We start from the raw sequence: 12,159 nt of genomic DNA on the forward strand, positions 1-12,159 counted from the left end.
AATAAAAGCATTTAGATCTCAATTTAGAGGTGTGAGGAACATAGACTTTTTCCTTTTTAGGCTAACTAATATTTACGCCTAACTTTTGCTACTCCACAGGTTTTCGTTATGATCCCTGAAAAGAATACTTCGGTTCAGTTTAGAACAAAAAAAAAGCCTTTACATTGCTGTAAAGGCTTTCTGCTTTTCGCTCCCTCTCTTGGGCTCGAACCAAGGACCCTCTGATTAACAGTCAGATGCTCTAACCAACTGAGCTAAGAAGGAAACTGAGCGATAAATTGTAACGTGTGTTACAGTTGTAAAGCGGTGCAAAGATAGGTTATCATTTGATTTGTGCAAATAAAAATTAAACTTTTTTTAATTTTTTTTACTTCCCTATAATTGCTTTGTAAATATCGTTTCCATTGGCAAATAATAACAGCGTTATAAGTAATACGAAACCAACCATTTGTGCGTTTTCAAGGAACTTGTCGCTTGGTTTTTTACCACTAACAATTTCATATAATAAAAACATCACATGACCTCCATCAAGTGCCGGAATAGGCAATAAGTTCATAACACCAAGCATGATTGACAGCAAAGCGGTGATAGTCCAGAACGTTTCCCAGCTCCATGTACTAGGAAAAATATCAAATATGGCTTTAAAACCACCTACTTGTTTGTAGGCTCCCGTACTTGGGCTGAAAATCATTTTCAATTGTTTTCCGTATCCTACTAACTGGTCTTTTCCTTTGGTGATTCCAACTGGAATCGATTCCATAAAGCCAAATTCTTGTTTGCTTACTTTGTAGTAGCCTAATTTCTCCATGGAAGCAAAACTTAATCCGCCACGTTGAACGCCTAATTTTCCGTCAGTATTGATTGTAACCTGAATTTGCTCCTCTTTTTGATCGCGTAAAACTGTTGCCGGAATAGTCTTTCCTTTATTGTTTTCTAGGATGGTTACTGCCTCGTCAAAATATTTTGTAGGTTGGCCATTAAGGGCTACTACAATGTCTTTAGGTTGCAATTGGGTATTGGTAGATTCGTCAGACACCGCACCAATAACAAAAGGAGTTCTAATATCTAGTAAGGTTCCCTTTTCAAATTTAGACAATTGATCTACAAAATCAACAGGCATTTTTATGGTTTGCTGTGTTCCGTTTCTTTCGATAAGAACTTCTTTTCCCAATATAATTTTCATGTTGATGTCATTATCGAACTTTGCGATTTTTGTACCATCAACCGAAATTATTTTGTCTCCTGTTTTAAAACCGGCATTAATCATCGCTTGATTTTCAATCAACATACCGTCTTTGAAATCTGAATTGGCAATATAAGTATCGCCATAGGCAAAGGCCATTCCGATATAGATAATAAAAGCCAAAATGAAGTTTACCGTAACTCCACCTAACATGATAATCAATCGTTGGTAAGCTGGTTTAGAGCGAAATTCCCAAGGTTGCGGTGGCAATGCCATTTGCTCCTTGTCCATGCTTTCGTCAATCATCCCTGAAATCTTCACGTAACCACCTAGCGGCAACCATCCGATTCCGTATTCAGTCTCTCCAATTTTCTTTTTTATAAGGGAATATTTAACGTCAAAAAACAAATAGAATTTTTCGACTCTGGTTTTAAATAATTTAGCAGGAATAAAATGTCCTAATTCGTGAAGTATAATAAGTAATGATAAGCTCAATAAAAATTGAGAAAGCTTGATAAATAGATCCATTTTTAAATTTTAATTCTTTTTATGACTCACAAAAGTAAGGTTTTCTATTTGTATAATTTGCAATAATTGTTCCACATGGGTTTAAAAGTTTGTTAATTAATGGAATTTGAGTTTTATGTTTCGGCGATGTCCACTAACTTTACTTTTTAGAAAAGTGTGGTAGGTACCCACAAGTCAAGAAAAACATTTTTAGATACCCGTCTTTTAGAAAATGCCGCTTTTAGGTATTGACTTTCAGCCTGTATCTTTTTTTTGTAATGCTTTTGCAAAATATACCAAAGCAGGTACGACTTGTGTTGCTTGATCAACTTCTCCATTTATTATATTAACCTTTAAAGACCTCACGTATATATGTCTTCAAAATTATTTACTTCGTTACAATTAAAAAGTATTTCGCTTAAAAATAGAATCGCTATTTCACCTATGTGTCAATATTCTGCTGTCGATGGTTTTGCCAATGATTGGCATTTGGTGCATTTGGGTAGTCGTGCCACAGGAGGTGCGGGTTTAATAATTCAGGAAGCCACCAGTGTTTCTCCAGAAGGTCGTATCTCTCCCGAAGATTTAGGTCTATGGAAAGACGAGCAGATAGAGAAGTTAGTGCAAATCAATCAATTTATTATTAGTCAGCATTCAGTTCCCGGAATTCAATTGGCGCATGCCGGAAGAAAAGCAAGCAGTTCTGCTCCTTGGAATGGTCATAAAAAACTGGATGCCACAGAAGGCGGATGGGAAACCGTGGCGCCAAGTGCAATTCCGTTTCAAGATACGGATACGATGCCAGTAGCTTTAGACAAATCCGGAATTGAAAAAGTGATTGCTGATTTTAAAGCGGCCACCATAAGATCGGTAAAAGCCGGATACCAAGTGATGGAAATTCATGCTGCTCATGGTTATTTATTGCATCAATTTCTTTCTCCTTTATCCAATCTTAGAACGGATGCTTACGGAGGAAGTTTTGAAAACAGAATCCGTCTAACGCTTGAAGTGCTAGAAGCAGTACAATCGGAATGGCCAAAAGACTTGCCTTTGTTTGTACGTATTTCGGCGACTGACTGGGCAGATGGAGGTTGGAATGCAGAAGAGTCTGTGCAGCTTTCTACAATTTTAAAAGAAAAAGGAGTTGATTTAATTGATGTTTCATCAGGTGCATTGGTACCTTATCAACAGATTCCCGTAGCGCCTAATTACCAAGTACCTTTTGCGGAACAAATTAAAAAAGAAAGCGGAATCCTAACGGGAGCTGTAGGTCTAATTACCGAAGCGCATCAAGCAGAAGAAATTATTAGCTCTGGAAAAGCAGATTTGGTTTTGTTTGCGAGAGAATCTTTAAGAGATCCTAATCTAGCATTGACTTTTGCTAGAGATTTAAATGAGGATATTGCTTGGCCAAAACAATACGAAAGAGCTAAAAGAAAATAAGCGGAGTTTTTAAGATATAGTTTATTTTTTCACCATTAAGGAATTTAGAAAAATTAAGGTTGGCTTTTTTTTAAAACACATAGAGTCATATAATTTAGAAGTGTTAGAAGGCGTTTCACTTTTTTTAAGCATTACATAGATATGTCATCTGAGAATAATGGTAGGCGAGACGAAGTAATAGACTCTTGGTTTTATAAAGTATCAAAAAACGTATATGACTTATATTTTTAAGAAAACGGTTTTTGAATTTGTGTGTTCTATGTCAAAGCGTAGCTTTCTCAGCCCAATAAAAGAAACCTATGTTTCTATGTGTTTAAATAAACGTAACAGAATTAAAATCATTAAAAGGTTTTGTTACATAGTTTCTTTTTTAACCATTAAGGAATTTAGAAAAATTAAGATTAGTGTTTTTTTAAAACACATAGAGGCATAGAATCTAGAAGCGTTAGAAGGCGTTTCACTTTTTTTAAGGATTACATAGTTATGTTGTCTGAGAATAATGGTAGGCGAGACGAAGTAATAGACTCTTGGTTTTATAAAGTATCAAAAAACGTATATGACTTATATTTTTAAGAAAACGGTTTTTAAATTTGTGTGTTCTATGTCAAAGCGTAGCTTTCTCAGCCCAATAAAAGAAACCTATGTTTCTATGTGTTTAAATAAACGTAACAGAATTAAAATCATTAAAAGGTTTTGTTACATAGTTTCTTTTTTAACCATTAAGGAATTTAGAAAAATTAAGATTAGTGTTTTTTTAAAACACATAGAGGCATAGAATTTAGAATCGTTAGAAGGCGTTTCGCTTTTTTTAAGCATTACATAGTTATGTCATCTGAGAATAATGGTAGGCGAGACGAAGTAATAGAATCTTGGTTTTATAAAGTATCAAAAAACGTATATGACTCCTATGTTTAAAAAATCCATGTTTCAATAAAATAATAAATATGCAAAAAATAAAAACCGCCTTACTATCCTACGGCATGTCCGGAAAAGTATTTCACGCACCATTTCTTGAGTTTCACTCTGGTTTTGAACTGCTCGGATCTTGGGAGCGAAGTAAAAAATTGATTCAACAGGATTATCCCAATGTAATAAGTTATGCCACTTTGGAAGAAGTTTTGGAATCTGATGCCGAATTGATTATTGTCAATACCCCAGTGGGAACCCATTTTGAATATGCCAAGAAAGTACTACTGGCGGGCAAACATGCCGTAGTCGAAAAAGCCTTTACCACCACGGTAGCCGAAGCAAAGGAATTGGTCGCTTTAGCAACTGAAAAAGGAGTGAAGCTGGCCGTTTTTCAAAACAGGAGATGGGACAGTGATCTTAAAACCGTGCGACAAGTTCTTTTAGATGGTGTATTGGGAGAGATCGTTGAAGCCGAATTCCATTTTGATCGTTACAATCCACTTTTAAGTCCGAAGCAACACAAAGAAACGGCCAATGATGGGGCTGGAATTTTGAAAGACCTCGGGCCGCACTTAATAGATCAGGCTTTGTATTTGTTTGGTTTTCCGCAAGCGGTTTATGCGGATATCCGTACGACACGTGAAAATTCTCTAGTTGACGACTGGATTGATATTTTACTGTATTATCCTGAATTCAGAGTGCGCTTAAAAGCTAGCTTTTTTGTTCGGAAAGCGAATCCGGCTTATACCATTCACGGAAAAAAGGGATCTTTCCTGAAACCTCGTGGTGATGTGCAGGAAGACGATTTGAAATTAGGTAAAAAACCTGATCTAGATACTTGGGGAACAGAATCAATAGAAAAAGAAGGGCTATTGCATACCGAAATTGACGGCAAAATAGTGCAGGGCAAAATTCCAACACTACAAGGGAGTTATTATGAGTTTTTTGACGGGGTCTACAATTCTATTGTAAATGACAAAGAAGAACCTGTTACCGGAGAGGATGGATTGAGGGTCATGCAAATTATTGAGGCCGCAATTCAAAGTAGTGCTCAGAAAAAAGCAATTGATTTATAGATATTAGCTAACCATTAAGGAATTGAGAAAAGTTAAGAGTTCATTCCTCAGTTAGCCTTGACTCCCTAATGGTTTAAAAGTAAAATTTTTAAGTTTTCCCAAAGCACATAGCTCTTTTTATAAACAATAACGTTGTAATTACGGACCGGTGTTGTTTTGATACAATCCTCGCCTCGCTTTTGTGTATTTTTGTGCCTTTCAAATAATAAAAGAGCTTGTTTTGATAGATTTAAATTTTATAGACCGTTTTAAAACCGAAGGGAAACTCAAGAAATCCTACACAAACGCAAAACTTTCTTATCTAAGAAGGATTCGTTGGGCTGTTTCGGCATTTTACTTTGGGATGGGGTTGTGTTTTGCAACCTGGGCTAGTAGAATTCCAGATATTAAAATGGCATTGCATTTAAGTGACGCTGATTTAGGGACGATCTTATTCGCACTTCCGGTAGGACAGTTAATGATGATGCCTTTTTCGGGAAAATTAGTTACTCGATTTGGGAGTCACCGTATCGGAATATTTTCGTTAATAATGTATGCTTTTAGCCTTACTAATATGGGATTGGCCACCACTTCATGGCAATTGGCATTGGGTTTATTCCTATTTGGCTTATTCGGGAATATGAATAATATCGCTATCAATACACAAGGTGTTTACACAGAGAAATTATACAAGAAAACGATCATGGCTTCTTTCCATGGAGTATGGAGTTTTGCAGGATTTACAGGAGCACTGATTGGTTTAGCTATGCTTTCATTAGACCTTGCTCCGTATCATCATTTTTTAATCGTTGGTTTTATTGTGATTACATTGATTGCATTTAATTATAAATTTCTGATAAAAGCCAAAAGAACTCCTGTAACCGTAGAGAAGAAAAAATTATTTACAAAACCAGACAGTGCCTTGATTTGGCTGGGTGTCATAGGTTTTGGGTGTATGGCGAGTGAAGGAATTATGTTTGACTGGAGCGGAATCTATTTTAAAGATGTAGTCAAAGCACCCGGTCCTTTAATTATTTTAGGATACACTTCTTTTATGATCATGATGGCGAGCGGACGCTTTTTAGGTGACGGCTTGATTCTCCGTTTTGGAAGAAAAAAAGTAATACAAACCAGTGGTCTTTTGATATCTACAGGGCTTTTTACAGCAGTAGCTTTTCCGTACTTAATTCCATCTACACTTGGTTTTATGCTAGTTGGACTTGGAGTTTCCACTATCGTACCTACTTTATATAGCCTTGCAGGAAAAAACCCAACGGTTCCGCCTGGAGAGGCTTTAACGATCGTTTCGAGTGTCAGTTTTCTTGGGTTTTTAATGGGGCCTCCCGTTATTGGCTACATTGCAGAAATGATGGGTTTACGGTTTTCTTTCGCCTTCATTGGTGTTTTCGGCGTTTTAATCGCTTTAATGGTGAGCCGAATCAAAGCCATTCAGTAAATTTTCAGGAGCACTACTTTTTATATTTTTCAAGAACGTAACACCTGCTCTTCGCTATATCTTTACTCTCGTTTTAAGAACGAGAGGAAAGGATGCCGCTACGATCAGGGCTATTTATTGCGTTCAGTGGTCTTAACTATGAAAATATTTTTCTTTACTAAAACACAGCGTTACTTTGATTTTAATGTCAAGTAAATAGTCAAATTAACATTAAATAGTATTATTTAATTAAAAATTAACAACGGTGTTAAATTTTAATTACATTTATAATGTGAAACTAATAAATAGAATTGTTCTATAGGTTTCTCAATACCACTTTTTGTCCTGTTTTCAAATTAGTCCATTTTGGTTTTAAACCAAATTTCCCAAAAACACTTTTCTTTTATTACCGCTGCCTTATCCTTTTTTGGATATTTTTTTATGCCCGGAAATAAAGTCAATCCTATTTTATATTAAAAGTTTACAAATCACTTTGCGGACCAATTGCGGTTATATAAAAAAAGGAATCTATGAAAAAAGCTGGGCTGATATTTTTCGTTCTATTACAAATGGGGTTTGCTTTCGCACAAAATAAAACGGGAATTTCAGGAACTGTTTTGGATGCCAAAACACAACAGCCTTTAGCCTTTGTAGTTGTTTCTATCCAAAACACTAATGCGATGCAGCTTACTGAGGCCGACGGAAAATTTATTTTCGATGACTTAATTCTAGGCGATCAATTGGTGCTTTTCCACAGTCAGGGCTACAAAGACGCTTTGTTTCCGGTGACGCTTCAAGAAGGCCAACTACTCGATTTAGGCACGATAATGCTAGAGGAAGATGAAATTTCAGACCAGCAAAGGAGCTTGATAAGGCTTTTCGAAAATGATTTAACTGATGACAATAGTGGTTCAGAAAGTACTTCGGGATTGCTGCAGTCTTCTAGAGATGCTTTTCAGCAAGCTGCCGCTTTCAATTGGGGTCAGGCGCGTTTCCGAATTCGAGGATTAGATAGCGAAAATGCAACCACCATGATCAATGGCGTGTCCATGAATAAATCCTATGACGGCAGGCCACAATGGGGCAATTGGGGCGGACTAAACGATGCCACCAGAAATCAGGAATTTACGGTTGGTACCGCGCCATCTGATTATACTTTCGGCGGAATTTTAGGAACTCAGGAAATCAATACTCGTGCTTCCATTTATAGAACAGGGACTAGAGTCACAGTGTCAGGAACTAACACGAATTACAGTTGGCGCATGATGGGAACCTTTGCTTCAGGGATGAGTGACAGCGGTTGGGCCTTTGTCATTTCGGCGGGAAAACGATATGCAGAAGAAGGCTATTTTGAAGGAACCACCTATGATGGGAATTCTCTTTTCCTGAGTGTCGAGAAGAAATTAAGCGACAGTCACTCCCTGAATTTTACCGGTTTTTATACCCCAAATAGTCGAGGGAAGAATTCTCCAAATACCGCTGAGGTAAGAGAACTAACCGGTGGAACCTACAATTCCTATTGGGGATATCAAGACGGAAAGAAGAGAAATTCCAGAGTAAAAACCATCGAAGAGCCCATCTTTATGCTCAATCATTATTTTAAGATAAACGATCATAGTAATCTTAATTCAAGTGTGATGGTGCAGTTTGGTAAAATTGGCAACAGCAATCTCGATTACCAAAATGCTAATAGTCCAGATCCAACTTATTTTAGAAAACTGCCTAGTTATTACAGTTCGCTATATGGCAAAGACGAGGGAGAATATTCAGGGGCTTTTACACCAGATTATGAAAACGCTGAAAAGAGCCGCGTCCAGTTTCTAGCAAATTCTCAAATTGATTGGGATGCGCTGTATCAGGCCAACCAAAAAACAATTATAGATTCTAATGGGAATACCACAGGCTACGAAGCAGCCAAAAGTCATTATGTTTTATATGAAGACCGTACAGACGATAAAACTGTAGTGGCTTCTTCGAATTTCAATACGCAACTCAATGAAAACTTGATTTTTAATGCGGGTGGTTCATTCCGGAAATTAGAATCACACAATTACCAACACGTTTTGGATTTGTTGGGTGGTGCTTATTTTGAAGATATTGATGGTTTTTATAAAGGAAATCAAGCACAGTCTGATTTGAATAACCCAAATAGGCAGGTCGTTAAGGGAGATGCTTATGGCTACAATTATAAGTATGCAGCTAACGTTTTTGATGCTTTTACCCAGTTTAAATTTTCTTATGATAAAGTGGACTTCTATTTGGCGCAGTCTTTTTCGGCTACCAATTACCAGAGAGATGGCTTGTACAAAAACGGAATTTATGAAACGATTTCCTTTGGCAAAAGCGAGAAAGTACCATTTGAGAACTTTGGGTTTAAAGGCGGAATGCTATTTAAAATTTCGGGAAAACAATCATTAAATTTCAACGGAGCCCATTTGTCTAAAGCACCTACGATCCGAAATACGTTTCCCAATTCCCGACTGAATAATTCCGTCGTGGACGGACTACAAAGTGAAACGATAAATAGCCTTGACGCAACCTATGTTTTCCGTTCGCCAAAACTAAAAGCACGATTAACTGCTTATTATTCGACCATAAAAAACGCCACTAAAACTTCCTTTTTTTATGCAGAAGGTATTTTTGACAATGGCGCCGGATACACGAATACGAACGCTTTTGTGAGCCAAACATTAACCCAGCTAGATCGAAAGAATATTGGTGGAGAATTTAGTTTTGAGTACCAACTAACGAGTACAATAAAAGGCAATTTTTCCGCGGGATACGGTCAGTTTACTTATGATAGTAATCCTAATGTGAGTATTAATAACGATGCATTGGCTACGGTAGAAAATACAAAACCTTCATTCGATTTTGGAACGGCACTTTTAAAAAATTATAAACAAGCAGGTATGTCACAACAGGCGTATGGTCTAGGGATTGAATACCGTGATCCCAAGTACTGGTGGATAGGAACCAATATTAATTATTTGACCGATAACTATATTGATGTTTCGCCAATAGCGAGAACGGATGGTTTTTATACTAATCCTGCCAGCGGATTTGCTTTTCCAGAAGCTACAGAAGAACGCGCTAGGGAATTATTGAGTCAAGAAAAATTCGATCCAGTCGTGCTGCTTAATCTTATAGGAGGGAAGTCGTGGCGCATCAAAGGGAAATTTCTAGGGCTTTTTGTTAGCGTGAATAATGTGCTCGACAGTAACTATAAAACGGGTGGCTACGAGCAAGCAAGAAATGCTAATTTCAGACAACTCAATCAGGATGTTTCAAGTGGAACACCTTCTTTTGGTAATAAATATTTTTACGGCTACGGAAGAACGTATTTCGTTAATCTCTACTTCAGTTTTTAAATTAAAAAAACACATCTTATGAAATCTACTTTTTATAGTTTCCTTATGTTGATGGTATTTGTCACCGTTTTTTCGAGTTGTACAAACGATGTCGTTGAGGTACCAAAACTGCGTTGTACCCAGCCAGATTTTACAAAAAATAAAACGGTAGCGGAAGTTCACACTAATGCCGGTGCCATCGTTACACAATACACATATGACGACATCATTGAAGCCTACGTGGTTTCTAGTGATGAAAACGGTAATTTTTTCAAAGCTATTTCTTTGCAGACTATTGGAAGTGCGACAGCTCCTGCGGTAGGATTTAGCGTTCCTGTTGATGCGACGAATACCTATGTTGATTTTAGAGTGGGAAATAAAGTATATGTGAAGTTAAAAAACCAATACACTGATATCAATTATGGAAGCCTGCGTATCGGCGGTATTTATGTTAACTCCTATAATGAAGGTGCGGTGGGACGACTTTCGCAAAACGATTATAAAAATGTTTTACACGCTTCTTGTACAACCTTGGGAGAAGATGTTTTAGTTCGCCGCCTTACGATTCCGGATTTAGTTTCCGATGCCAATATAAATACGTTGGTAGAATTGTCTGATGTGCAGTTTACCGAGGCAGCGATTGGCCGACACTATTTTGAAGCGACAAATAATGTGGGTGGTGCGACTAATTGGAGTCTGATAGATAAATTTGGGAATCAGGTGCTTTTCAGAACCAGTAGTTATGCTGATTTTGCCCAAAGTATGGTTCCCGGCGGAAATGGAAAGGTAAGAGGGGTTTTGACTAAATTTGGTTCGGATTATCAGTTACTGGCTCGTTCCGAAAAAGATGTGGTTATGACTGCGCCAAGAACAGTTCCTTTTTTCTCTCAAGATTTTCAGACGGTAGTGGATAAAACCAATTTGAGTCTTCCTGGCTGGGCCAATATTGTTCAGAGTGGCACGATATTCTGGAAAGGAACCGTGTATTCTGGTAATGGATATGCCGAGTTTAATACCACGGGAGCCAAAGTGCTGTCTAATATCGCCTGGTTGATTTCGCCCAAAATTGATATGGATACACATACTAATGAAATACTCACTTTTAGAACTGCGCAACATCATCTGGATGTGGATTCTCCGCTGAATTCGTTGGAAGTATATATCTCGTCTAATTTTGATGGCTTGAATGTCACGAAGGCAACTTGGACACCGCTCAAAGTAATTTTGCCAAAACAGGCCACGCCTTGGTATCAGTTTGTTGGTTCTGGCGGAGTGGACTTGTCTTCTTACACTGGGAAAATCAATATCGCTTTTAAGTATACTGGTTCTGGAAAAAATTTGGCTTTAGACGGTGCTTTTCAGGTGGATGATGTGCAGGTTTTTGGGAAGTAAGAGGTTTTGAAAAATAAGAATCCTTTTGTTATGCGATAGTTTTTTGTCGGAAATTTGCAAGTTTTAATGTAAAAAGAGGAAGCAGTTATCGAGTGATTGTAAAAAAAATAAATTATGAGTATCAAATGGTTTGGATTCGTTTTATTGGAACCCATTCAGAATATGATAAAATTAACGCCAACGAAATTTAGAAATGGAAATTAAACCTATAAAAACAGAACAAGATTATAATAAAGCACTTCGTACTTTATAATTGCTCCGTTAATATTTTTAATTTTATTTCTAATAAGTGATAAGTAGCATATGTAATATCATTAGAGCGAGTTATAAAGTCTCTTAATTTTATATATTTGCAACTCTATAAATCAAATTAAATTATGAAATCTATTTTACTATCACTTGTTTCTTTATTATTTGTTTCTTGTCTATCAGATACAGAAAAACAAACGAATACTGATTATACAGTTCAAAATGAAAAAGAAATTGTCGACTATATTGCGGCAAACAAATTAATTGCGCAAAAAAGCAGCACAGGTTTATATTATGTAATTAATGAGGTTGGAACTGGAACTCAACCTACTGCATCATCTAACGTAACTGTAGCTTATAAAGGGTATTATACTAACGGAAATGTATTTGATAAAAGTAGTGATGAAGGTATATCGTTTGGTTTAAATCAAGTTATACGAGGATGGACAGAAGGGATTCCTTATTTTAAAGAAGGAGGTAGCGGTATTCTATTAATTCCATCTGCTTTGGGTTATGGAAGCAATGGTAGCGGCCCAATTCCAGGAGGTGCCGTTATTCTTTTTGATGTTAAATTAATCAAAGTGAATTAGTTTAAGTTCACTATAGAAATAAAAAAAGGCTGTCTAAAAATTTAGACAG

Annotated in this window: 8 protein-coding genes and 1 tRNA gene; 7 read left to right on the forward strand and 2 right to left on the reverse strand. The window is 36.9% G+C overall.

Going from position 1 to position 12,159, the window contains the following annotated elements; translation table 11 throughout:
• Positions 1–190 precede the first annotated feature (190 nt).
• Both BLV35_RS18465 and rseP read right to left on the reverse strand, forming a co-directional pair.
• A tRNA-Asn gene (locus tag BLV35_RS18465) sits at positions 191–264 on the reverse strand.
• A gap of 103 nt (positions 265–367) precedes the next feature.
• Positions 368–1,711, reverse strand: a complete 1,344-nt coding sequence (rseP, locus tag BLV35_RS18470) for an RIP metalloprotease RseP (protein WP_091093719.1) — start codon at positions 1,709–1,711, stop codon at positions 368–370.
• A 351-nt stretch (positions 1,712–2,062) separates the two neighbouring features.
• On the opposite strand from rseP, the gene BLV35_RS18475 reads away from it, so the two are divergent.
• The 7 genes from BLV35_RS18475 (at position 2,063) to BLV35_RS18505 (ending at position 12,110) form a co-directional block, all read left to right on the forward strand.
• Entirely contained in the window at positions 2,063–3,133 is a 1,071-nt protein-coding gene (locus BLV35_RS18475; RefSeq protein ID WP_091093721.1) for an NADH:flavin oxidoreductase/NADH oxidase, read from the forward strand.
• 944 nt (positions 3,134–4,077) lie between these two features.
• Positions 4,078–5,118: a Gfo/Idh/MocA family oxidoreductase gene (locus BLV35_RS18480; protein ID WP_091093724.1), complete on the forward strand. Its 1,041-nt coding sequence runs from the start codon at positions 4,078–4,080 to the stop codon at positions 5,116–5,118.
• Between the two features lie 220 nt (positions 5,119–5,338).
• Entirely contained in the window at positions 5,339–6,553 is a 1,215-nt protein-coding gene (locus BLV35_RS18485; protein WP_091093815.1) for an MFS transporter, read from the forward strand.
• A gap of 509 nt (positions 6,554–7,062) precedes the next feature.
• Positions 7,063–9,900: a TonB-dependent receptor gene (locus BLV35_RS18490; protein WP_091093727.1), complete on the forward strand. Its 2,838-nt coding sequence runs from the start codon at positions 7,063–7,065 to the stop codon at positions 9,898–9,900.
• A gap of 18 nt (positions 9,901–9,918) precedes the next feature.
• The gene (locus BLV35_RS18495; protein ID WP_091093729.1) at positions 9,919–11,271 is read left to right on the forward strand and encodes a DUF5689 domain-containing protein; all 1,353 of its coding nucleotides are present in this window, start codon (positions 9,919–9,921) and stop codon (positions 11,269–11,271) included.
• 35 nt (positions 11,272–11,306) lie between these two features.
• Positions 11,307–11,462 (forward strand): type II toxin-antitoxin system HigB family toxin, encoded by a 156-nt coding sequence (locus BLV35_RS18500; RefSeq protein ID WP_091093731.1) that lies wholly within the window; start codon positions 11,307–11,309, stop codon positions 11,460–11,462.
• Positions 11,463–11,648: 186 nt separating this feature from the next.
• Positions 11,649–12,110, forward strand: a complete 462-nt coding sequence (locus BLV35_RS18505; protein ID WP_091093734.1) for an FKBP-type peptidyl-prolyl cis-trans isomerase — start codon at positions 11,649–11,651, stop codon at positions 12,108–12,110.
• Positions 12,111–12,159 lie beyond the last annotated feature (49 nt).

Origin of the sequence: Flavobacterium gillisiae, from assembly GCF_900107635.1 — a bacterium.
In the GTDB taxonomy this organism is placed as follows: domain Bacteria; phylum Bacteroidota; class Bacteroidia; order Flavobacteriales; family Flavobacteriaceae; genus Flavobacterium; species Flavobacterium gillisiae.

Bases quoted from the DNA above. Each gene is read 5' to 3' on its own strand.
- BLV35_RS18475 (WP_091093721.1), top strand. From the start codon at position 2,063: ATGTCTTCAAAATTATTTACTTCGTTACAATTAAAAAGTATTTCGCTT.
- BLV35_RS18480 (WP_091093724.1), top strand. From the start codon at position 4,078: ATGCAAAAAATAAAAACCGCCTTACTATCCTACGGCATGTCCGGAAAA.
- BLV35_RS18495 (WP_091093729.1), top strand. From the start codon at position 9,919: ATGAAATCTACTTTTTATAGTTTCCTTATGTTGATGGTATTTGTCACC.
- BLV35_RS18490 (WP_091093727.1), top strand. From the start codon at position 7,063: ATGAAAAAAGCTGGGCTGATATTTTTCGTTCTATTACAAATGGGGTTT.
- BLV35_RS18505 (WP_091093734.1), top strand. From the start codon at position 11,649: ATGAAATCTATTTTACTATCACTTGTTTCTTTATTATTTGTTTCTTGT.
- rseP (WP_091093719.1), bottom strand. From the start codon at position 1,711: ATGGATCTATTTATCAAGCTTTCTCAATTTTTATTGAGCTTATCATTA.